Below are 22,827 nucleotides of genomic sequence, written 5' to 3'. Positions count from 1 at the left end.
TGTTGCGACCTGAGGCCGCCACGGCAACGCAGGCATCCATCATGCCGGTGCGCCTTGCAAGGGCTTGCGCGCCACGACGTTGACCAAGGTTTCTTCGCGCTGGCCCACCGGTTTTGGGCGCCGCAGGCCCAAGCGCTCCAGCAGCCCGAAATCTTTTGAACGGCTCCACCACAGGTACGGGTACGACACGTTGCGCGCGTCAAATTCAAACCCTTGGTCGCGGATCATTTCGAGGTATTGCGCGGCACTTTTTTGCACGTGCATCGGGTGGCGGAACAGCCAGCGGATCACCCAGGTGTCGATGTAGGCTTCGGTGGACTCGGCAAACAGCAAATAACCGCCCGGCTTGAGCACCCGGTAAAACTCGGCCAGTGCGCGGTCCTGCTGCACCAAGTGGTGAAACGTCTGGTGACAGAACAGCAGGTCGACGCTGGCATCGGGCATGTCGAGTTCGGCGCAGTCACTGCCGATCAGTTCGATGTCTAGCCCCTGTCTTTTGGCTTCTTCGCGGCTCATTTCAAGGCTCAGCGGGTCGGCATCCAGACCGATCAAACGCTGGGGTGCGAAGGTTTTTTGCAGGTACTGGAACGACTTGCCCTGACCACAACCGGCGTCAAGCAACACCGGCGCAGATGGCAGCTCGTTACTGAAGAGGCTGCACAAGTCGTTGATGGCCACGCGCAACACGTGGTGCTGCCACGTGTGACTGCGCAAAAACCAAAAGCCGAAACGGGTTTCTTCAACGTAGGTGTCGCTCAGAGGTTTCATGCGGGCTCCGTGGCGCAGATATCTGACAGCATGCGCAACCGGCGCTTGGGTTCGCTGACAAAGGGGTTGCGTTCATCCCAGGCGTAGCCGGCCAGTATCGCGCTGATCATGCGGCGAATCTGGGGCGAGCTGCCGGGGTGGAAAATCACGTCCTGAAAGGTGCCGGCGTACCAGCCTTCGACATAGCAGCGGAAGGTGTCGACGCCGCGCTTGAGCGGGTCGGCAAACTCGGTTTGCCAGTCCACGGCTTCGCCTTGCAACTGGCGGTGCAACACGGCTGCGGCCATGCTCGCCGAGCGCATGGCGATGGTCACGCCCGAGGAGAACACCGGGTCGAGGAACTCGGCGGCGTTGCCCAGCAGCGCAAAACCCGGGCCGTGCAGGGTTTTGACGTTGGCCGAGTACCCGCCGATGGTGCGCGCCGGGGTGTCCCACACGGCGTTGGCCAGCACCCGTTGCAGGCTCGGGGTTTCGTCAATGAAGCTGCGCAGGCGCTCGTCGAGCTGCTCGCTGCGGCCTTCGAAAAGCTCCGCCGCCGCGACCACGCCCACCGAGCAGCGGCCATTGCTGAACGGGATGCTCCAGAACCAGATGTCGCGTCGGGTGGGGTGGGTGGTGACGAGAATTTTGTTGCGATCAAAACCTTCGCAATCGATACGGTCTTCGACGTGGGTGAACACCGCCTGACGCACCGGGAAATTGGACGGCGCTTCAAGGTCGAGCAGGCGCGGCAGCACCCGGCCATAGCCGCTGGCGTCGAGGATGAAATCGGTTTCGACCTGATAGCGGCTGCCATCCTCGCGCTCGATCTCCAGCACGGGTTTGACCGGTTCAATGTCGGTGGCAATCACGGTGTGGCCGTAGCGGATCTCAACCCCTTGCAACGCGGCCTGATCGGCCAGCAGTTTGTCGAAATCGGCACGCTGCACCTGAAACGTCGTGGGTTTGCCGTTGCTGAACGTGTCGCCAAAATCGAAGGCGCTGTACTGATCGCCCCAAGCGAACGCCGCGCCGTTTTTCACCTGGAAACCAGCGGCTTGCACGGCGTCCAGCATGCCCGCTTCTTCGATGAAATCGATGCAATGCGACAACAGGCTTTCGCCGATGGAGAAGCGCGGAAAGTGCTGGCGCTCGACGATCAACACGTCGTGGCCTTTGCGCGTGAGCAAAGCCGAGGCGATCGCGCCGGACGGCCCGGCACCAATGACCACAACCTGACGACGTTCCATTTCTACTACTGACACAAGGGCTCCTTGCCGGGGGTTACGGCAGACTTCAACGGGGTTTTATTCATACCCGCCAACGCCGGTAACAGCGTGGCGATCAGGCCCATCAGCATCAGCGCGAAATACAGCGCGGGGCTAATGAGCTGTTGTTGCAACAGCAGGTTGAGAAACACGATTTCGCTCAACCCGCGAATGTTCAGTAACAGGCTTTCACGCCAGCGGCTGGCACCGGCAAACGAGGGCGTGGCCCAACTCAGGCCCAGCCAGTTGCCCAGTACTTTGCTCACCACGGGCAACAGCAACAGGGCGCTCATTTGCAGCGGGCTGATGTCGCTCAGGGCACTGTGGACGTTGATCTGCACAATGCCGAACGTAAGAATCAGCGGGATCGCCAGCCAGGTTTGTAAACGTTCACGCCAGACAGCGTTTAACGGCATCACCAGCGGCACCTTGAGCGCAGCCATGCACAATAGATAGCCAACCCCGAAAATCAGCGCATTGAGGCGGTAATGCTCGGCCACCACCAACCCGGCAAAAAAAACCAGGCTGTAATACAACGGCTGACGAATCCGCAGGGCGCGCCCTAGCAGCGGCAGCAAGGTCCCGGCGAGCGGCAGCAGCAAACTGCCGAGGTCCAGACTGCCTTGCGCCAGCCCGAACAGGGTCCAGCACGTGAGGTCGATCAAGATTGCGCTTTGCACCAATCGCCGGGTGGCGGCGGGCGGATAACCGATGTGGCGCAGGTACAGGTACAGCACCGGGATGGCAGTAATGGCAAACACCAGACCCACGGCCAGCGAACTCAACCAGGGTTGTTCAGGCAACAGCCACACGGCGCAGGCCAGCCCGCAGGCGAAGGGCACGAGAAAGCTGGGCAGGGCGATCTTCACGCTTTGGCGGTCGAGGCGCAGGTCGATCACGTCGCTCAAAATGTGCCCCAGCAATAAGGCGAAACTCAGGCTGTACAGGCCCTTGAGCCAAGTCGGGGCGACCAGTTGCGCCCCGCTGAGGTGCCAGTGCGGTCCGATCCACAGCAGCATCAATAACGGCAAGCCGATGGATGCCAGCAGCAACTGGCTGACAATCGGGATCACACCAAACTGGCGACCCACGCGGGTTGCCAGCGCAAACAACGCCAACGCCAGCAGCCAAAACACCAGCGTCATCACGCGTTGTGCTCCTGACGTCCGGCCCACGGCGCGAGGATGAAACTGAACGCCAGCCCCAGGCTCACTGACAGGCCAAAGTTACTCACGGCAGGCGTGCTGGACACGGCCAGCAAGCCAAACGAGAGCCACGTGGTCAGCGCCGCCAGTAACGTGCCGAGCAGGCTGACGGCCGCGCCACCGATTTGCTCGCGCATCAGAATCGCGTAATCGACGCTGATTGCTGTCACCAGCAACAGGCCGAAAAGGCTGAACAGGGTCAGGGGTTGGCCCAGCCAACCGAGGCTGGCGAGGCTGCACAGCGCGGCCAATAGGGGCAAGGCGACAATGCGCACAGCGCCGCCAAACCCGAACGGTGCGATCAGTAACAACACGATCAAGGCGCAAGACAACAGCTTGAGTTCGGCGGCGCTGAGTTGCGTGGCGGCGAACACCTTGTTCAAGTCCCCGAGGCGGTCCACCAGTTCGACGCCGGGCAAATCCTGGGCTTGTACCCGCAGCAGGCTGGCATTGTTCAACCCTTGCAGGCTGACCATCGCGGCCACGCCATCAGCGTGATGCCCCAGCCACAACAAGCGCCACGGCTCGGCCAGCGGGCCGTTCAGTGCATCGTCGATACGTTGCTCGGGCAAGGCTTGCAGCTGGGCCAGTTCGTTTTGCAGTGCAGCCAGCGGCACGCCCAGTTCCAGCAGCGGCTGCCAGTGTTGGGGCAACGCACTGAGCGCAGCCTTTACCTGCTGTTGCTCGCGGGGCTGGCTGACCAGTTGGTTTAATGCCAGATACCCCTGCAACTTGCCCATGCTGATCAATTGGTCGAGCCGTTCGCTGAGCGCGGTCTGGCGCTCAAGCAGTTGTTGCTCCGTGTCGGCGCGCACCAGAAAGAACTGGCTGGTGGGCTGATACCCGGTGATGCGTGCGATGGCTTGGGCTTGGGCCATTAACGACGGCGGCGAGCCGACCCATTGGCGGATGTCGTTTTTGCTGTTCAGTTGCCACAGACCGGCCGCGCAAAACATCAGCAACACGGCCAGCAGGGCCGGGGTCGGGATCTTTTTCAGCAAGGCTTCACGGGCGTTGAGCAGGGTCTGGGCGACGTTGAGGGGCCACTGCGCAGGTCGCAGTTCCACGCCTTTGAGCAAAGCAGGCAACAGGCAAACAGCGCTCAGGTAAGCACCGATCAGCCCGGCGGCAGAAAAAATGGCGATCTGGGTCAGTGCCGGAAACGGGGTAAAGGCCAGCGCCAGATAACCGATGCAACTGGTGGCCAGGCTCAGGCTCAGGCCGGGTAACGTCAGGCGCAGGGCAGGCCAGCTGCGCCAGGGTTTCAGGCTCCAGCTTTTGGACAGGTAATGCAGCGGGTAATCCACCGCCACGCCGATCAGGCTTGAGCCCAACACCAGCGTCATCACGTGCATGCTGCCGAAAAAGGCCACGCAGGCCACGGCACCGAACAGCATGCCCACCATCACCGGCACGAACGCCAGCAACACGCGCCAGCGGCGGAAGGCCAGCAGTAACAGCAGCAGGATGCCGGCGGTGGCGCCGCCGCCGACCCAGGTGATCTCACGGGTGGCTTGTTGCTGACCGCTGGCGGCGTACAGCAAACCGCTGGCCGCCAGCAGCTCGACCTGTTGTGTGGCGGCCTGCTCGCGGCTGTGCTCCAGCAAGGCGGCGACTTGCAAGGGCAGCGTCATGTCAAACGCGTTGCCTTGGGTTCGGGCGCGCACCAGCACCCAGCTTTTGCCGTCCGCATCAGCAATCAGCGCGCCGCTGCCGATGTCCAGCTGCACCGCGCCGCGCTGCGGCTGGCTGTTTTGAATACGCCCGGTCAGGCCCAGCCAATCGTCCTGGCTGGGCACCAGGCTGAACCCGGTGAAGGGGTCGAACAAGGCTTGAACCCGTTGCTGAATGAACGCGTCCGGGTGCTCGATCAACTGTTCGCGGTCGGCGGCCGAGAGCATCGCCAGCCGCCCGCGCAGCAGTTGTTCGCGCAGCGCCGGGAGATCGGCTTGCAGGTTCCATTGCACCGTTTCAAACAGCCCGCTGGCCTGCCATTGCTCACCCAACTGCTGGGCCATGCTAATGGCCTGCTGACGGTCCGCGCTGCCCACCAGCACCAGCATTTCGCTGTTCAGCGGCTCTTGCATGCGCTGTTCGGCGCGCAATTGCAGCGCGTCCGGGGCGTCACCGGGCACCAGTGCCATGAGGTTGGTCGACAAAGGCGCGCCATGGCGCCACTGCCAGCCCGCCACAGCAAGCACGGCCAGCAACAGAATCAAAAAGCCCCGTGGCAACCAGCGTTCACTGCGCAAAGTCGTGCTGCTCCGCTTCACTCAACGGTTGATCGCTGACACTGTTGAGCATTTTCAACAGCGTGCTGTCGCCTTGGGTTTCATGCAGCTCGATGCGCTGGACCAGTTTGCCGCCTTGGATGTCGATGTGGTTGAACACCTGTTTGAGCAGCAGTGAACGCGGGGTCAGGGTCAGGCTCCAGTGATCGGCTTGGCCGTGCAGTTGCAGGTCGAAATCCCGTTGCAGGCCGCTGCTGTCGCCTTGCAACACAGCGAGGAACAATCGGTTCTGTTCCGCCCCCGCGCTTTTGCCGGGGAGCATTTGCCACTGCGTGCCCTCACGCCGCGCGATGCCGAGGGCTGTGATGCGGTAATCCTGTTGCAAAGGCGATTTGAGTTGCCACAGCAGGCCGTGGTCCTTGGCCAGCACAAAGGTGCCGGTGCTGGTGAGGGGCTTGGGCAGGGCGCGCAGGTGCTTTTCCTGAATGAAGTCGCCGTGGATCACGGGGTGCCTGGCCAGTTGCTCGCTCAGCTGTTGCAGGTCGAAGGCGTGGGCCAGAGGGGTGAAGGCCAGCAATGCAGTGAACAGCATGCAGAGATGGGAACGGCCCTTGCCCTGCGTGTGAGGGGTGATGGTGTTTAACTGCATCGTCATGGCAACACGCTCTCTACCGCATCGATAAAGCATTTTGGCGACACCAGTTGCATCTCGCGGCTGGCAATCTCGACGGCCACTTGCACAGTGCAGGCACGGGTCAAACGCTCCCCCGTAGCCAGGTCCGTGATCAGGTAGCTGATCTTCAAGCGGTTCTCCCACTCCACCAGGTTGGCACGCACGTTGATGCGCTGGCCAAACGTGGCGCCGCGCACGTAACGCAGTTGCAGGTCGATGACCGGCCACGCATAGCCCGCCTCCTGCATCCGGGTGTAGTTGTGGCCGATGTGGTCCAGCAGTGCACAGCGCGCCACTTCGAGGTATTTGACGTAATGCCCGTGCCACACCACGTGCATGGTGTCGATGTCGAAAAACGGCACCAACACTTCGGTATCAACGTGCAACACGCCTTTGCTACGCATGCAGCCTCCAGTGTTGTGCAGCGATGCGGCTCAGGCACAGACGCAGTTCGCGTTCAAGGGCGCGGTCTTCGACCACGGGCGGGAAATCTTTGGCCAGTTCGGCGTGCATCGCTGCCAGGGCGGGTGGCAGCGGGCGAGCGTCTTCGGCGCGGCTGCGCAGCCAGACGCCCTGATTGGCCGCCAGCAAGGTGGCGGCGGCGACCTGTTCGGTCAGCTCCAGCACGCGGATCGCGTCACGGGCGGCGATGGTGCCCATGCTCACTTTGTCCTGGTTATGGCATTCGGTAGAGCGCGAGAACACGCTGGCGGGCATGGTGTTTTTCAACGCTTCGGCGGTCCAGGCGCTGGTGCCGATTTGCACGGCTTTGAACCCGTGGTTGAGCATGGCGCGTTCGGTGCTGGCCCCCGACAGGTTGTTCGGCAAGCCATGGTTGTAACGCACGTCCACCAGCAGCGCGAGCTGGCGGTCCAGTAAATCGGCAACGTTGGCGACCAGGGTCTTGAGGCTGTCCATGGCGAAGGCAATGTGCCCGCCGTAGAAATGCCCGCCGTGCAGCACGCGCTCTTCTTCAGCGTCGATGATCGGGTTGTCGTTGGCGCTGTTGAGTTCGATCTCGATAAACCCGCGCAGCCAGTTCAGGCTGTCGGCCAGCACGCCAAGTACATGGGGGGCGCAACGCAGGGAGTAACGGTCTTGCAGGCGATGCAGCGGCGCGGTCGGGGCGTCGATGGCCAAATCCTGACGAATCCACGCCGCCACTTGCATCTGCCCGGGGTGCGGCTTGGCGGCAAACAGGCGCTCGTCGAAGTGTTCCGGGTTGCCTTGCAGCGCTACCACGTTGAGCGCAGTGATGCGCGTGGCGAGTTTGAGCAGGTAATCGGCGCGGGCGTAGGCCAGGCACGCCAGCCCGGTCATGACGGCGGTGCCGTTCATCAGCGCCAGCGCTTCTTTGGGCCGCAGCACCAGCGGCGTCCAGCCCAGCTCGCGGTGCACGTCGGCCGAAAAGCGCTGCTCACCTTTGAACAGCACTTCGCGCTCGCCGGATAAGGTCGCCGCCACGTAGGACAACGGCGTCAGGTCGCCACTGGCGCCTACCGAGCCTTCTTCGGGGATCAGCGGCAGGATGTCGTGGGCGATAAAGGCCTGCAGCCGTTCCAGCAGCTCGATGCGTACCCCGGACACCCCGTGGCACAGCGACTGCAAACGCGCCGCCAGCACGGCACGGGTCGCCTGGGCATCGAGCAGTTTGCCCAATCCGCAGCCATGGAAGGTGTACAGGTGGCGCGGCAACGCTTCGACGTGCTCCAGTGGCACCGCCACCACGCACGAATCGCCGTAGCCGGTGGTCACGCCATAAATCACGCCTTCCTTGTCCAGCAGCGAGTCGAGAAAACGTGCGCCCTTGGCGATGCGCTCGCGGTATGGGGCGTCATCTTGCAGTCGGGTCGGCGCCTGACGATTGGCCAGCGCCAGCACGTCTTCAATGCGCAAAGGGGTTTGGCCGAAGGTTACTGGCTCATGCGGATGCGTCGTCATCGGTCTTCCAGAATGGGTAAAAGTTAAACCATTGGTGCGGCGCTTCGAGGCAGTAATGCCCCAAGCGCTCGGCGTAGCGGGCGGTCCAGTCTGCAATCACCTGCTCGCGGTCGCTGCGCCGCCAGTGCACGGCGTCGGCGAACGGTTCGAGGATCACGCGATAGCGGCCGGCCTGTTTCAGGCAGAACATCAGGTTGACCGGGCATTTCAACAGCCCCGCCAACAGCCACGGGCCTTGCGGAAAGGCGGCCGGATGGCCGAGGAAATTGACCTGCACGTTGCGCCCGCCATGCAGGGGCACGCGGTCGCCGGCAATGGCCAACCACTCGCCGTTTTCCAGGCGCTGGTTGAGTTGCAGCATCACCGCGGGGTTGAGTTCGCTGACCTGAATCAGCCGCAGGTGGCTGGCGCCGGCTTCGCCCAGCAGGCGGTTGAACTGCTCGGCATGCTTGGTGTGAACCAGCACATTCATGGTCACTTGCTCGCCCAGCTCTGCGAGGGCACGGCACACCTCAAGGTTGCCCAGGTGCGCGCCCACCAGCATTTGCCCGCGTTCGCCGCGGAGTTGGTCGCGCAGCCGCGCAGGGTCGACGATTTCGATGTCGTGGATGCTCAGCTTGCCGTTCCAGACATCGAGCTTGTCGAGCAAGGCGTCGGCAAAGCTCATGAATTGACCGAACACGCGGCGGCGTGTGGGGCGCAGCGATGCTTGCCCGCTCCAGTCGGCCAGACGCTGCTGGTATTGCCAGATGCTGCGCCGCGCGCGGCCGCCAAACAAAAAGAAGTACAGCACGATGGCGTACAACACCGGCGCGAGGACGCGACGGCCCAGCAGTTTGACGCCGAACGCGGTGAGCTTCATCAGCCGGAAACTGCCGCGCTCCTTGTGGTCAGCCCAATGCTGTTGTGGGTCGCTCATGCTGTGCAGCGTCTCCACAGAATGCTTGGTAACCGCAGCAACATGCCGAAAAACAGCCGGGTGTGCATGCTGGAAATCAGTGCGTTGTCGTGGAACAGACGAAAGTGCGAAAGCCCGTCCTGGGGGTAGTGCACACGGGTCGGCAGCCAGCGCATCGGCTGGTTACGCCAGGCCAGACGCACGAGAATTTCGGGGTCGAAGTCCATGCGTTTGCCCAGCTTGACCGCATTGATCAGCGCCAGGGTCGGGGTCAGCGGGTACACCCTGAAGCCGCACATCGAATCGGGGATCTGCAACGACAGGCTGTTGATCCACACCCAGACGTGGGTCAGGTAGCGCGCATACAAACGGCCTTTGGGCACGCTGGCGTCGTACTGTGGATAACCGCAAATCAGCGCGTCAGGGTTGTGCTGCGAGACGTGCAGAAACGTGGCCACATCCCGCAGGTCATGCTGGCCGTCGGCGTCCACTTGCAAGGCGTGGGTGAACCCCAGCCGCGCCGCTTCGCGCAGCCCGGCCATTACCGCACCGCCCTTGCCCTGATTGACCGCCAGGCGGATCAGGAAGACCTGTTCGCGCACCGCCAGTTGTTCAAGCACGGCGCAACAGGCCGGGCTGCTGGCGTCGTCTACCAATACGCACGGCAGACCCGCTGCGAGCAGCGCGTCGACCACCGCAGGTACGGCGGTTTCGTGGTTGTAGACCGGGATCACGGCACAGGGGTTATGCATGGGCGATGCCTTGTTAGCGGGCACGGTGTACCCAGTGAAGCCTGAAGACTTATCCACAGGCTGGTGCCAGGAGGATGCGGCCGCTGGAACACGCTGCCGTTTCGTTGCGGTAAGCGAAGTGCAGCTTCTGGCGTTCGTGGTCGAAGCGCAGGGTCAGTTCAATGGCATCGCCGGGGCGTACCAGTTGCTGGAATTTGAGCACTTCCATCCCGGCAAAGCGTGGCGGCAGGTCGAGCAGTTGCTGACCCAGCGCCAGCGCCCAATCGATTTGCACCACCCCCGGCAGCACGGGGGTTTTGGGGAAGTGACCACTGAAAAAAGCCAGGTCCGGCGGGATCGACAGGCTCAGCGTCCATTGGCCGTCGGCCTCGGTCTGGCTCAGGACGTCGGGCATTTTCGGGCGCGGTGCCAGCAACCAGGCATCGACCTGAGCCTGAGGCAGCTTGCCCTGGCTGGTGAGCGGCAAGTGGCTCAGCAAGCGCCAGCGGCGTGGCAAGGCCAGCGCTTCGCAGTGCTGGCTCAGGTGCTGGCGCAGGGTGTGGGTCAGCGTCCGGCGTCCGTGTTCGCGCAGGGCAAACAGACCGCTGGCACTGAGCACCAGCAGCGCGCCCAGCGACGCCCGGTTTTCGTTAACCACGCCCAGGCGCGCTTCCGCCACCCAGTCGTGGTTGACCAGCGCCTGTTCCAGCATGGGCAAGGAAATGCGTTTTTCTTCGAGTTTGACGATGCGGTCCAATCGGCCCAGCAACTCAAAGCGCCCGTCAGCCTCAATGCGCGCCGCGTCGGCCGTGTGTTCGACATGGCCCGCGGGCAGGTACGCCGATGCAATGCGCAAGGCGCCGTCCTCGCCCTGACTCAGTTGCACATCGGCAAACGGCTGCCACAGGGTTTGGCCCTGGCGCCAGGCGATGCCGCCGGTTTCCGAGCTGCCGAGGATTTCGGTAGGCCACTGGCCCAGGCGTTCAAAGAGGGTGGCGGCTGCATCGGCTGGCAATGCGCCGCCTGATGAAAATACCCGGCGCACTTGGCTCAGGGCGGCCCAGTCGAGGTTGTCAGCGGTGCGTTTGAGCAAAGCCGGGCTGCCAATCCAGACGAAAGAAGGGTGCTCGCGGCTGGCGCGTTGCATGTCTTCGGGGAAGGCCAATTGACGGCGCACAAAGGGACGGCCCGCGCACAGAGGCCACAGCACGCGGAACAGCAACCCATAAATGTGTTGCGCCGCGACACTGGCGATGATGCACGCGTCGCCCAGTTCAGCCCCCCACAGCGCCTCCAGTGCCTGCACTTCATTGGCCATCTGGCGCAAACTTTTGTCGATACGCTTGGGCGCGCCGCTGGAGCCCGAGGTACATAGGCTGAGCTGGCAGGCGTCGAGGTCCAGTTGCGCCGCAGGCAGCGGGTCGGCGGACAGCCCGTGCAGATCACTGCTTTGCGTTATCCACAGGTCAACTTGAGCGTCCCAGCGTTGACGTGTTTGTGCTTGCAGGTCGGCGGGCAGTAATACGCTGACCCCGGCCCGCCATGCGCCCAGCAGCGTGACGGCCAGCTCGGCGGCGTCCTCTAGGTGCACAGCCAGGCGCTGCACACCGCGCTGTTGCAGGCCGCCGGCCAGGCGCAACGCCTGATCGCACAGCGCGGCGTGGTCCAGAGCGGGTTCAACAGTGACGGTGCGTCCTGCCTGCCCCTTGAGCAACAGGTGCTCAAGTTTTATCCAATTCATGCCCGGCCTCTTACCTGTTGTCGTATCAGCCATTCAATGGCAAACAGCAGCCCCATCAACCCGTAGGCGATCAGGCCGTTGTACAACGTCCACCAACTCAAAGGCGCCCACAGCGTCAAACTGGCAGCGACAAACCCGTTGAGCAGAAAAAACAGGCACCAGACCTTGGTCACCTGTCGCGTGTAGTGAATCGCGATGTCGGGCAGCACGGGTTCGCGCAGACGCGCCAGACGCTCGATCATCGGTGGGCCGAATTTCAGGCTCAAACCGAACAGGCTGAGCATGAACCCGCTGATCAACACCGGGTACCAGCGCAGCAGCGCCGGGCTGTTGAACAGCGCCAGCAGCGCGCAAAACACCAAGGCGACGACCGCCATCCACATGCTGCCGGGGCGACGCTCGCCGGTCAGTGCGCGGGCCAGCCACAGGCCACCGAGCAACAGCGCAAACTGCCACGGGGCGAAATGGGCCATGCCGAAATACACCGCGAAGGGGTACAGCAGTCCGGCCAACAACAGGCCAAGGCCAATCAGTCGACTCATGCGTCAGCGTGAACCAGACGGTAAACCGCCTCGACCACGTCATTGACGGTGCGCACCGACTTGAATTCGTCGGCGGCGATTTTTTTGCCGGTTTTGCGCTTGATGTGATCGATCAGGTCGACGGCGTCGATGCTGTCGATTTCCAAGTCCTGATACAGGTTGGCGTCCAGGGTGACGCGTTCGGGTTCAAGCTCAAAGAGTTCGACCAGAGCGTCGCGCAGGGTGTTGAAGATGTCGTCACGGGTTTGCATGGGTCGGTCTCAGGCTGCCTGTTTGGCCGTGACAAAAGCCGCAAGGCTGGCCACGTTGGAAAAATGATCGCGGGTGTCTTTGGCGTCGGCGTCTATTTTGATGCCGTAGGTTTTTTGAATCGCCAGGCCCAGTTCCAGCGCGTCGACCGAATCCAGTCCAAGGCCTTCGCCAAACAGGGTTTGCTCGTCGTCGATGTCGTGGGTGCTGATGTCTTCGAGGCCCAAGGCATCGATGATCAGCTGTTTAATTTGCGTGTTTAGATCGCTCATCTGTGGCGAGCTCCTTAATAAAGTAGTCATGCACGAAGTCATTGAGCAGGCGCGAGGCCTTGGGTGGCGGGCCTAGCGCAGCAAAGGTGTGTGGGTCTATATCGGCCCCCACGCGAAAACTGAAGTGCACGCGGCGATCCGGGATGCGATACCAGGGTTCGGCCTTGGTCAGCGTGGTCGGGCTGACTTTGATGATCACCGGTGTCAGAACCTTCGCACCCCGCAACGCAATCGACGCGGCACCGCGATGAAAGCCGGGTGTTTGCCCCGGCGGCGTGCGCGTGCCTTCAGGAAAAATAATCAGGGTCTGGCCTTCTTGCAGGGCGCTGGCGGCGGTATCCAGCATGTCGACACTGCCGTCATTGCTGATGTACTGCGTGGCGCGCACCTGGCTTCGGGTAAACGGGTTTTGCCAAAGGCTCTGTTTGACCACGCAATTGGCGTTTCTCACCAGCCCGATCAAGAAAACCACGTCGATCAGCGACGGATGGTTGGCGATGATCATTTGCCCCGGCCGCCCGAGCCGGTCGGCGCCTTGCACGTCATACGTCAGCACGCCCATGCGCGCCATCGAGCGGATAAACAGCCAGAACAGCCGACTGACGGTGGCGCGTGCGCGCTCGCGGCGACGAACGGCATTGCCCGGCAGGCAGCTCAAGAGGGGAAAGATGATTAAACGCAGGCCCAGGCAGCCCAGCCCGAACAGTCCGAAACTGAGTGCGGTGGCCATCAGGCGCCAATACCAGGCGTCGCGTCGCGCGCTCACAGGCTGCGTTGCCAGGTCCATACGCGGGTTTTCCAGGCGTGTTGGAATGAAGCCTGCTCGTCGAACAGGTGGCGCACCAGGTTCAGGGCGTGAGGCCACGGCGCTTTATCGGCGTCTGCCGGGCCCGTCTTGAGGGTCACTTGCCATTGCTGGCCAGGGGTCAGGAGCAGCCCCACGGCATAAGGGAAGGGCACATCATCGATCCAGGACGCGTAGGCGTCGGGCGGTTGTTCTTCGGTAATCACCAGCAAGACGGCTGGCGCGCCCTCATTGAGCAGCGCGCAGGCTTCAATCAGGCCGTGTTCCAGACCATCCCCAGCGGCAGCCAGCGCCGTCATCTCACTGGTTTCGCCGCGCAGGATCGACCACAGGCCAATCACCGCGTTATGCACCGACAGGCTGAACTGCGTGGGGGACAACGGCTGTTCGGCGGCCAGGTCGCTGAGGATGTCGAACGTGCGCGGGGTTTCACCGTGGCGGGAGACGAACACCAGGGGCAGCGCTGGATGGCCTTCAGCCAGTGGCCAGCCGACACTGAACGCCATGCGCGCCAAACGGCTCAGGCGGCGGCGCTGCATGGCGGGTAAAAACGAAACATCGGGGGCGGCACCGCTGGTGGCCAACAGGCCGGGTTGCTGGCTCCAGGCCTGCCAATCGGCCACGCTGTCGAGGCCCGGGGCCCAGGCGCGCCACGCGGCGATATTGAAATTGATCACTGGAGTTTCATCCCGCCTTTGCAGGCTTCCTTGATGCGAAAGTGGGCATCGATCGACGCCTCACCTGTAACAGAGTGGCGGCATTATCCCGGTGCAGTTGGCTGGTAGCAAATATTGCTTACAGTTTTAGTATGGTTTTTCCGCGATCTACAAAAAAGACACTGTCTTTTTGCCAGTATTGGTCTATGGGTAAGGCAAAGCTGTCACAGGAATGGGAGATATTCGTGAATATTCGAAGATAAGCGACCTGGAGCTGTAGTTCATTTCGCGACGAGGTAGCGAATACGCGCGAAGGGCATCTACACTCGGGCACTCATTGATACACGGAGGTTTTCAAATGCGTCGGGTGGTGTTCAATCAAAAAGGCGGTGTGGGGAAGTCCAGCATCGCGTGCAACCTGGCGGCCGTCAGCGCCAGCGAGGGTTACCGCACCCTGTTGGTCGATCTCGACGCCCAGGCCAACTCCACTCAATACCTCACCGGATTGACCGGCGACGACATCCCGATGGGGATCGCAGAGTTTTTCAAACAAACCCTGTCGGCCGGGGTCGGTAGTAAGAAGAATCGGGTCGACATTTACGAAACGCCTTTCGAAAACTTGCACGTCATTACGGCCACCGCAGAACTGGCGGACTTGCAGCCCAAGCTGGAAGCCAAGCACAAAATCAACAAGCTGCGAAAACTGCTGGATGAGCTGGCTGAAGATTACGACCGCATTTACATCGACACCCCGCCGGCGTTGAACTTTTATGCGGTATCAGCGCTGATCGCCAGTGATCGTGTGTTGATTCCTTTTGATTGCGACAGTTTTTCCCGGCAAGCGCTGTACGGGCTGCTGTCCGAAATCGAAGAGCTGAAAGACGACCACAATGAAGACCTGCTGGTCGAAGGCATCGTGGTCAATCAGTTTCAGGCTCGCGCCAGCCTGCCGCAGCAAATGCTGGAGGAGCTGATAGCCGAAGGCCTGCCGGTGTTGCCGGTCTACCTCAGCAGCTCAGTGCGCATGCGCGAATCGCATCAGGCCAGCCAGCCGCTGGTGCACTACGATCCCCGGCACAAGCTGACCCTGCAATTTATTGAGTTGCACGACTATCTGGATCAGAACGCTTAAGCGCTGATGCCCTGGCTTTGTAGCCAGGCCTTGAGTTGAGGTAACGGGAAGGCACCGCTCTGGCGGGCGATTTCCCGGCCGTTTTTGAACAGAATCAGGCTGGGAATCGAGCGGATGCCCAGTTGTCCGGCCAGTTGCTGATTGGCCTCGCTGTCGAGTTTGGCCAAGCGGCATTTGCCCAGCAGTTGGCTCGCTGCCTGCTCAAACACGGGCGCAAACGACTTGCACGGCCCGCACCATTCGGCCCACACATCCAGCAACAATGGCAGATCGCCCTTGATCTGGCTGGCGTAGTCGGCCTGGTTTAAATCGAACGGTTTGCCCTGCAACACCGCATTTTTGCAGCGTCCGCATTTGGGATGTTCCCCCACGCGTGCGGCGGGAATGCGGTTCAAGCCGTTGCAGTGAGGGCAGGGGATCAGCAGCGGGTCGGTCATGGCAGAGCTCCATAAAAAAATTGATCACGACGAACGCAGGCTCGCGCTGCTCGGCAGCGGCCACAGGTCAGTGGCGTGCAAGTTCAGCAGATGAATGCTCAACCTGCCACTGTGAGGCAACGCGTGCCAAGGAAGTCCTGTCACGCATTGATCGCGTTTATGACGAACAACTGATCTCCAGGTGCTTGCCCCATTCCGGCGGGCGCTCGGCGTAGGCTTGCATACCCGGTTGTTCGGTAAAGGGCTGCGTCAACACCGCGTGCAGTCGGCGGACTTCGCTGTAGTCCCCGGCTTCGGCGGCGTCGATGGCTTTTTGTGCCAGGTAGTTGCGCAGGATGTACAGCGGGTTGACGGCGTGCATGCGTTCGCGCCGCGCCTGTTCGTCGGTATCGCCTTCTCGTGCAACCCGTGCCACGTAGTGCGCCGCCCATTCATCGAAGCCTTTGAGGTCTACAAAGTCTTCGCGCAGGCGAGCCACGGCCTGTTCTGCCGGACGTTCACCTAACTGGCGGAAAAACAAGGTGTAGTCGATGGCACTGCCTTGCATCCGTTGCAGCAGCGTCTCGATCAATGCCTGATCCGCGTCTTCAGCGGTGGTCAGGCCCAGGCGGCGGCGCATCAGGTCCAGGTAATGGGCTTGGTACAGCGGCAGGAACAGGCCGAGGGTTTCGCGCAGGGCGTCGACGCTGATGAACGGCGTCAGCGCTTGAGCCAGCGCGCTGAGGTTCCATTGGCCGATGGGCACTTGGTTGCTGAAGGCGTAACGCCCTTCGTGGTCGGAATGGTTGCAGATGAATTTCGCGTCGAAGTCGTCCAGGAAAGCGAATGGCCCGAAGTCGAAGGTAATGCCCAGTATCGACATGTTGTCGGTGTTCATGACGCCATGACAAAACCCGTAGGCCTGCCACTTGGCGATCAGTTCGGCATTACGCTCCACGATCTCGCGGAACATCGCCAGGTAGGGCTCGGGCTGTTCCAGGCATTCGGGGAAGTGCAGGGCCAGCACGTGTTCGCCCAGCTGTTTTTGCTGTTCCGGTTGCTGGGTGTAATAGAAGTATTCGAAATGCCCGAAACGGATATGGCTGGGTGCCAGCCGCGGCACCATCGCCGCGCGTTCCTGCTTTTCGCGCCACACCGGGGTGTCGGAGCCGATGACGCACAGCGCCCGGCTGCTGGGGATGCCCAGTGCGTGCAACGCTTCACTGGCGAGGAACTCGCGGATCGAGGAGCGCAAGACAGCGCGGCCATCGCCCATGCGCGAGTAGGGGGTCATGCCCGCACCTTTGAGGTGCACGTCCCAATGCTCGCCCGCGTCGTTGTACACCTCGCCCAGCAGCAAGCCGCGGCCGTCGCCCAGTCGCGGGTTGTAGGAACCGAATTGATGACCGGAATACACCATGGCACGCGGCTCGGCGTCGGCCCACAGCGTGTGCCCGCCAAACAGTTGCGCGAACACCGGATCGTCAGCCACGGCCGGGTCAAGATCAAGCAACGCCATGGCCGATTCGCTGGCCACCACCACGCGTGGCGCGTCGATGGGTTCAGGCAGAACGTGGGTCGAAAACCCGTCGCCCAAGCGAGCAAAACGGTTGTCGAAGGTCAGTTCGTCGAGGGCTTTCAATGGCCTTCTCCCACATGAATTAAAGATAAGTCGCGTTGCAGTCGCAGCCGCAGGCTACAAAGGGTTGCCGGGCAACCCCTGGTCCTGAAGCCCCCGTCGCCCGCTGCCTACAGGGTTTTGGGTGCGCTGTCGGGCTTGTCCAGTTGCGGCGGCGGGTTCGGCACTTCTGGTCCGACCGGCACCAGCTTGTATTCCTGGCCCTGCAAGTTCTTGAGGTACACCTCCATCTGTTGGAACGAGATGTTGATGTTGTGGTTCTTGAACTCGCGGTTGATGAAGCGGTTGACCTCATCAATCACCGGGTTACGGTCGCCCAGGTCGCGAACGTGCATGCGCAGCTCATGATCGAGGGTGCTTTGCCCGAAGTTGAGGAAGTAGACGTGCGGCTCCGGGTCTTTAAGCACCCGCGGGTTCTCTTGTGCGGCTTTGAGCAGCAGATGCTTCACCAGGTCCAGGTCAGAGCCGTAATCGACCCCCAGCTTGAGGGTCACGCGGGTGATGGTGTCGGTCAGCGACCAGTTAATCAATTGACCGGTGATGAACGTTTTGTTCGGGACGATGATGTCTTTGCGGTCGAAATCCGTGATGGTGGTGGCGCGGATGCGGATTTTGCTCACGGTGCCGGAGAGGTTGCCGATGGTGATGGTGTCCCCGATACGCACCGGGCGTTCGAACAGAATCATGATGCCGGAGATGAAGTTGGCGAAAATCTCTTGCATCCCGAAGCCCAGGCCTACCGACAGCGCGGCCACCAGCCACTGCAACTTGTCCCAGCTCACGCCCAGGGTCGACAGGGTGGCGACAAAACCGATGCCGACGATCACGTAAGTCAGCAGGGTTGTGGTGGCGTAAGCGCTGCCTTGCCCGAGATCGAGCCGCGACAGCACCAGCACTTCCAGCAGCCCCGGCAAGTTGCGCGCCAGGGCGATGCTGATGCCGATGATCACCAGTGCACCAATTACGTCACCGATGCTGATGGGTACCATGCTGACGTTGGCGCCGGTGCCGCTGGTGTATTCGTACAGGGTGATGTTGTCGAGGTAGGAAAACACTGAAATCAAGTCTGCCCATACCCAGTACAAGCCACCGACAAACGCTGCGAGCAGCGCCAGGCGAATCAGCCTCAGCGATTGCTGGTTGACCTGCTCAATATCCAGCGTGGGTTCTTCGATGATGATGTCGTTGCCTTCGCCTGCTTCCTTGGCGGCCTGGCGTTTTGCCAGTGCGCGCTGATAAGCCAGACGGCGGGCAGCAACGGCAAGCCCGCGTACAAAGGCGGCTTCTGCCACCAGCCAGAACATCAGCAGGTAAAGCGTGTTGATCAGGCGGTCGCTGAGTTTGAGGGCGGTGTAGTAGTAGCCGAAGCACACGGCCACAAACAGTGCGAGTGGCAGCAGGGCGAAGGCGAAGCCCAGCAGTTTGCGCAGGCGGTAGGCTTTTTTATCGGTCTCGAAGTTGTTGAGCAGCAGGCGGCACAGCAGCCACGCCATGGCGGCGTAACAGCTCAGCACGATTACGATGCCCAGCACGTCGTCGGCCAGCGCGGCCGGTTGTTGTTCGGCAAATGCCACCACGGCCACCAGCGCCAGGACCACAAAACCCAGTTTGCGCACCCAGCGTTGCAGGAACTCGACCAGCGGTTTGGCCCAGCGGAAATGCAATTCGGCCACGCCACCCGGCGCCAGAATGCGGTACGCGGTGTAGAACACCAGCCAGGCCTGAGCCATCTGGATCAGTGCTGCGCCCAAGTTGGCATTCATGCCACGGGCATCGGTTTGCAGGGCATAGCCGCACAGGGCCAGCGCCAGTGAAATCGGCATGGCCAGCAGGACATTGATCAGGATTGCCATCGGGGTGTGCCATTGGCTGTCACGTTTGAAGTGGCCAATGTCCTGATGGATTTTGTTCAACTTGCCGTAGAGGTAACGGCGTTTCCACAGCAACGCCACGATCAACAATGCCAGTGGCGAAAACAGCCACGGTCGCTGGGCGAGACCATCGCGAAGCTCGCTCAGGCCGGAGGTCCAGGGCAAGGTCAGCAGTTGCTGTTTGAGGTAGTGCGGGGCCGTCTCGAGCCACTCCAGATCCAGCGGCTTGTTGCTGGGTATCCAGAACATTTGCTCATCGAGCGTGGCGCGCAGGCTTTGGGCAGTGCTGAGCAGCTGCTTCTGGTTCAGTTGCAGGGTGATGGTTTCGTTGAGCAGCGCGCTCAATTCGCGGTTCAGGCGTTCCAGCAATTCGCCCCGGGTGCCCACCAGTTCCAGCAGGGTTTTGCGCAGTTGCGGGGTGACTTGATCGGCCGGTTGGGTGCTGAGCAGGTTGTCCACATAGGCAACCGGGTTGCTGATCAGTTCGCGCTGCTGGTTGATCTCAAATTGATACAGGCGGATGTCAGCGATTTCGTCTGCCAGGTTTTTGTCCATCTTTTGCAGACGCGGCAGCGCTTGTTTCTGTTTGTAGAGGATCTTGGACAACAGAAGGCTGCCCTTCAGCACGCTGATTTGCTCATCCAGCGCCTGATCGCTTTGGGTGACGTTATCCAGTTGTTGTTTGGTTTCGAGGTTCTGCTGCGTGACCTCGTTCAAGCGGTCGGTGCTGCGCAACAGGTAGTCGGAGAGCTTGAGGTTCAGCGCGCTCTCGGTGGCCAGCAGGCTGCTGCTCCCAGACTTTTGCGCTTCTAAGGATTGCTGGGTCACGGTTTGTTGCGATTGCGCCAGGCGTTTCTGGTTGATCAGGGTTTGCAGCTCCTGAATCTCCTGGTCCTGACGCGCAGTTTTTTCCACAAGGAGGTCATGCTGGCTGCCGCTCAGGTCTTGCAGCAGGCTGTTGCCCGCCAGTTCCTGACGGCGCAAGGCAATCAGAGACGTCAGGGCCGAGGATTCGGCGTTGAGCAGGTTTCGCTGGTCTTGCGTCAGCACTTTGCCGTTATCGCGACCCAGCTTAAGGATGTTGTTGATTTGCTGGATACGTGTCTGGCTGGTGCTGATCTCTGCCTGCGCCCGTTCAGGTCGGGTTTGGGCGGCGATGGTCATGCTGTTGGCACTGGCCAGGGATTTTTGCAATTCGCCCTGCTGCGTGGTGCGATCCGCCACCAGTTGCTCTAGCTCGGGCACGCTCAGGCTTTTGTAACGCTGAGCGACCGGAACAACAGTGCTGGCCTTGAGTCGCGCCAGTTCACGCTGATTTTCGAGGGTTTGCTGCTGCGCAGTGCCGAGCAGTTGTTTGACCTCGCTCAGGCTCTGGTCGTAATCCGCCTTGTTGGCCAACTGGGCCAAGGTCTTTTCGAGGATCGCTTGCAGGGCCTTTTGGTCGGCGTCAGGCAGCTTTCGATCGGCAATTTTGTCCAGGCTTTGCTGAACCGACTCGGTGGTCAGGGGTTCAGCCGCCTGCAGCGAACCCACACAAAGGCTCAGGCCGAGCAGGACGGTGGCGAAAAACGTGCGCAGAGTAGGCATAGATACCGGTCATACAAGGGGCGGAAGGGGGCAGTTTAGAGGAACAACCCCGGACCCGGGGCACTTCCTTCGGGGAATCTGACGCCCACTTTGGCGATCTTGTTCCCGTCCATCACCGCCACGGTCCAAATGGTGTTGTTCCATTCCACCTGGTCGCCCACGACGGGCGCGCCGCCGACCTTCTGCGCAATGAAACTGCTCAGCGGCACGTTGGGGTCGATACCGTCGAGCTTGAGGCCATATAGCGCTGACACCGCGCCCAGATGGGCGTCGCCCTCAAGCACGAAGTCACCGAAAAAGCGCAGGTCCAGGCCACGGGTCGGTGGTTGGCTGAACAATTTGCCGAGGGCGGGCAGGTTGTGTTCATGGCCGATCACGCAGAGCAAATCGCCAATTTCGAGGGTCGTACTGCCCGACGGATGGAGCAGTTGCTGGCCGCGAAACAGGGCAGCGATGCGAGTCCCCTCGGGCATTTTCAATTCACGCAAAGCGGCGCCGATGCACCAGTTTTGTGCGTCAAGACGGTACACAAACAGCTCCCACTCGCTGGTCACGTGAACCTCAAGGGCTGCGCGGGAGATGGGGGCCAGGTCGGGCGGTACTGTCACTTTCAGCAGTTTGGCGACCCACGGCAGGCTGGTGCCCTGCACCAACAGGGAAACCAGCACGATAAAGAAGGCGAGGTTGAAATACAGCTGCGCATTCGGCAGCCCGGCCATCAGCGGGAACACGGCAAGAATGATCGGCACCGCACCGCGCAGCCCGACCCACGAAATAAAGGCTTTTTCACGGGAGTGGAAGGCTTTGAAGGGCAGCAGGCCCACCACCACGGACAGCGGGCGGGCGAATAGAATCATCCACAACGCCAAGGCCAGTGCCGGAACCGCGATGGGCAGCAAGTCGTGAGGCGTGACCAGCAACCCCAGCACCAGGAACATGCCGATCTGTGCCAGCCAGGCCATGCCGTCGAGCATGTGCAAAATGCCGTGGCGGCTGCGGATCGGGCTGTTGCCGATCACCAGGCCACACAAGTACACCGCGAGGAAGCCGCTGCCGTGCAGGGCGTTGGTGAGTGCAAACACCACCAGACCGCCCGCCACCACCAGAATCGGGTACAGGCCGTTGGCCAGATTAATACGGTTGACCAGTTGCAGCATCATCCAGCCACCCGCCAGACCGATGGCGCCGCCAATGCCGAACTCACGCAGCAAATTAAGCAGCAAACTCCAGTGCAGGCTGGTTTCGCCACTGGCCAGCATGTCGATCAGGGTCACAGTGAGGAACACGGCCATCGGGTCGTTGCTACCGGACTCGATCTCGAGGCTGGCCGACACCCGTTCGTTCAGCCCTTTGCCGCCGAGCAGTGAGAATACCGCCGCGGCATCGGTAGACCCGACGATGGCACCGATCAGCAGGCCTTGAATCAGGTTCAGGTTGAACAGCCAGGCGGCCATCAGGCCGGTCAGTCCGGTGGTAATCATTACCCCGACCGTGGCCAGCGATAACGCAGGCCAGAGCGCGACGCGGAAACTGGAAACCCGGGTTCGCAAGCCGCCGTCGAGCAGAATCACGGCCAGTGCCAGGTTGCCCACCAAATACGCCGTCGGGTAGTTGTCAAAAATAATGCCGCCACCGTCGACGCCAGCGGACATGCCCACGGCCAGAATGATCACCAGAATCGGGATCCCCAGGCGCGAAGAGAGTGAACTCACCAGAATGCTTGCACCCACCAGCAACGCGCCGATCAAGAACAGGCTGTTGATGGTCGTCGCATTCAAAGGCAGTACTCCAGAAAACTCAAAGGCAGGGCGCATACCGATCTAGCAGTTTGCGTGCCAGCGATTCTAACCTGCGCGATTGCCGGGCTGTCAAAAAGGTTTTGCGAGAGGACTGTCGAAGGCCCTCAAGGCAGATCGGCTCGATTCTTTTGAAAGTTTGGGAGTCTTCCTACAACGACTCTTAGGGTCTATCCGTTAGCGTTCACCTTCGATTCTTTTGAAAGTTTGGGAGTCTTCCTACAACGACTCTTAGGGTCTATCCGTTAGCGTTCACCTTCTTTGCCGAGGGGTGGTTTCATGATCGGGCGCACCCTCAGTTTCTAAGGAACCAAGGATGTCCACCTTTACCCGCCAAACCCGCTTCGAGTTCACCCTCATGGGCAACGACCAGCCCTTCTCGGTGCTGGCCTTCAAAGGTGAAGAGGCCATCAGCGAGCCGTTTTCA

General features: G+C 61.3%; 20 protein-coding genes. 1 reads left to right on the top strand and 19 read right to left on the bottom strand.

Annotated elements, in window-relative coordinates:
* Positions 1-39: 39 nt before the first annotated feature.
* Genes CJF39_RS12295 through CJF39_RS12225 form a run of 15 tightly spaced genes read right to left on the bottom strand, consistent with a single transcriptional unit; the run spans position 40 to position 13,980 of the window.
* The gene (locus CJF39_RS12295; RefSeq protein ID WP_094993666.1) at positions 40-768 is read right to left on the bottom strand and encodes a class I SAM-dependent methyltransferase; all 729 of its coding nucleotides are present in this window, start codon (positions 766-768) and stop codon (positions 40-42) included.
* Positions 765-2,012 carry an NAD(P)/FAD-dependent oxidoreductase gene (locus tag CJF39_RS12290; protein WP_094993665.1) on the bottom strand — a complete coding sequence of 416 codons (1,248 nt, stop codon included), beginning with the start codon at positions 2,010-2,012 and terminating at the stop codon, positions 765-767. The genes CJF39_RS12295 and CJF39_RS12290 overlap by 4 nt, the downstream gene beginning before the upstream one ends.
* Entirely contained in the window at positions 2,003-3,163 is a 1,161-nt protein-coding gene (locus tag CJF39_RS12285) for a sodium:proton antiporter (protein WP_094993664.1), read from the bottom strand. Before CJF39_RS12285 ends, CJF39_RS12290 begins: the two co-directional genes overlap by 10 nt.
* Positions 3,160-5,472, bottom strand: coding sequence for an MMPL family transporter (locus CJF39_RS12280; protein WP_094993663.1), 2,313 nt, complete (start codon positions 5,470-5,472; stop codon positions 3,160-3,162). The genes CJF39_RS12285 and CJF39_RS12280 overlap by 4 nt, the downstream gene beginning before the upstream one ends.
* Complete coding sequence (locus CJF39_RS12275; protein ID WP_249275358.1) at positions 5,462-6,043, bottom strand: outer membrane lipoprotein carrier protein LolA; 582 nt, start codon at positions 6,041-6,043, stop codon at positions 5,462-5,464. The genes CJF39_RS12280 and CJF39_RS12275 overlap by 11 nt, the downstream gene beginning before the upstream one ends.
* A gap of 59 nt (positions 6,044-6,102) precedes the next feature.
* Positions 6,103-6,528: an acyl-CoA thioesterase gene (locus CJF39_RS12270; RefSeq protein ID WP_094993662.1), complete on the bottom strand. Its 426-nt coding sequence runs from the start codon at positions 6,526-6,528 to the stop codon at positions 6,103-6,105.
* Complete coding sequence (locus CJF39_RS12265) at positions 6,521-8,065, bottom strand: HAL/PAL/TAL family ammonia-lyase (protein ID WP_094993661.1); 1,545 nt, start codon at positions 8,063-8,065, stop codon at positions 6,521-6,523. The genes CJF39_RS12270 and CJF39_RS12265 overlap by 8 nt, the downstream gene beginning before the upstream one ends.
* Positions 8,046-8,984: a glycosyl transferase gene (locus tag CJF39_RS12260; protein ID WP_094993660.1), complete on the bottom strand. Its 939-nt coding sequence runs from the start codon at positions 8,982-8,984 to the stop codon at positions 8,046-8,048. Before CJF39_RS12260 ends, CJF39_RS12265 begins: the two co-directional genes overlap by 20 nt.
* On the bottom strand, positions 8,981-9,715 hold the full coding sequence (locus tag CJF39_RS12255) for a glycosyltransferase family 2 protein (protein WP_094993659.1): 735 nt from the start codon (positions 9,713-9,715) through the stop codon (positions 8,981-8,983). Before CJF39_RS12255 ends, CJF39_RS12260 begins: the two co-directional genes overlap by 4 nt.
* Positions 9,716-9,764: 49 nt before the next feature.
* Complete coding sequence (locus tag CJF39_RS12250) at positions 9,765-11,435, bottom strand: acyl-CoA synthetase family protein (RefSeq protein ID WP_094993658.1); 1,671 nt, start codon at positions 11,433-11,435, stop codon at positions 9,765-9,767.
* Complete coding sequence (locus tag CJF39_RS12245; protein WP_094993657.1) at positions 11,432-11,977, bottom strand: hypothetical protein; 546 nt, start codon at positions 11,975-11,977, stop codon at positions 11,432-11,434. Before CJF39_RS12245 ends, CJF39_RS12250 begins: the two co-directional genes overlap by 4 nt.
* Positions 11,974-12,228: an acyl carrier protein gene (locus tag CJF39_RS12240; protein WP_094993656.1), complete on the bottom strand. Its 255-nt coding sequence runs from the start codon at positions 12,226-12,228 to the stop codon at positions 11,974-11,976. The genes CJF39_RS12245 and CJF39_RS12240 overlap by 4 nt, the downstream gene beginning before the upstream one ends.
* 9 nt (positions 12,229-12,237) lie before the next feature.
* Positions 12,238-12,498 (bottom strand): phosphopantetheine-binding protein, encoded by a 261-nt coding sequence (locus CJF39_RS12235; protein ID WP_047273033.1) that lies wholly within the window; start codon positions 12,496-12,498, stop codon positions 12,238-12,240.
* Positions 12,473-13,285, bottom strand: coding sequence for a lysophospholipid acyltransferase family protein (locus CJF39_RS12230; protein ID WP_094993655.1), 813 nt, complete (start codon positions 13,283-13,285; stop codon positions 12,473-12,475). The genes CJF39_RS12235 and CJF39_RS12230 overlap by 26 nt, the downstream gene beginning before the upstream one ends.
* Positions 13,261-13,980 (bottom strand): beta-ketoacyl synthase chain length factor, encoded by a 720-nt coding sequence (locus CJF39_RS12225; RefSeq protein ID WP_094993654.1) that lies wholly within the window; start codon positions 13,978-13,980, stop codon positions 13,261-13,263. Before CJF39_RS12225 ends, CJF39_RS12230 begins: the two co-directional genes overlap by 25 nt.
* A 337-nt stretch (positions 13,981-14,317) precedes the next feature.
* Between CJF39_RS12225 and CJF39_RS12220 the strand changes: the two genes are divergently transcribed.
* On the top strand, positions 14,318-15,091 hold the full coding sequence (locus CJF39_RS12220) for a ParA family protein (protein WP_094993653.1): 774 nt from the start codon (positions 14,318-14,320) through the stop codon (positions 15,089-15,091).
* Here the strand turns inward: CJF39_RS12220 and trxC are convergent.
* The 4 genes from trxC to CJF39_RS12200 all read right to left on the bottom strand — a co-directional run bounded on the left by trxC (position 15,088) and on the right by CJF39_RS12200 (position 22,382).
* The gene (gene trxC, locus CJF39_RS12215; RefSeq protein ID WP_094993652.1) at positions 15,088-15,528 is read right to left on the bottom strand and encodes a thioredoxin TrxC; all 441 of its coding nucleotides are present in this window, start codon (positions 15,526-15,528) and stop codon (positions 15,088-15,090) included. The two genes, CJF39_RS12220 and trxC, sit on opposite strands and share 4 nt — an antisense overlap.
* 157 nt (positions 15,529-15,685) lie before the next feature.
* On the bottom strand, positions 15,686-17,149 hold the full coding sequence (selO, locus tag CJF39_RS12210; RefSeq protein ID WP_094993651.1) for a protein adenylyltransferase SelO: 1,464 nt from the start codon (positions 17,147-17,149) through the stop codon (positions 15,686-15,688).
* Positions 17,150-17,256: 107 nt separating this feature from the next.
* Positions 17,257-20,604: a mechanosensitive channel MscK gene (gene mscK, locus CJF39_RS12205; protein WP_094993650.1), complete on the bottom strand. Its 3,348-nt coding sequence runs from the start codon at positions 20,602-20,604 to the stop codon at positions 17,257-17,259.
* Between the two features lie 35 nt (positions 20,605-20,639).
* Complete coding sequence (locus tag CJF39_RS12200; protein WP_094993649.1) at positions 20,640-22,382, bottom strand: potassium/proton antiporter; 1,743 nt, start codon at positions 22,380-22,382, stop codon at positions 20,640-20,642.
* Positions 22,383-22,827 lie beyond the last annotated feature (445 nt).

Origin of the sequence: Pseudomonas lundensis (assembly GCF_002269125.1) — a bacterium.
GTDB lineage: Bacteria > Pseudomonadota > Gammaproteobacteria > Pseudomonadales > Pseudomonadaceae > Aquipseudomonas > Aquipseudomonas lundensis_A.
This window is presented reverse-complemented; position numbering and strand designations above follow the sequence as displayed.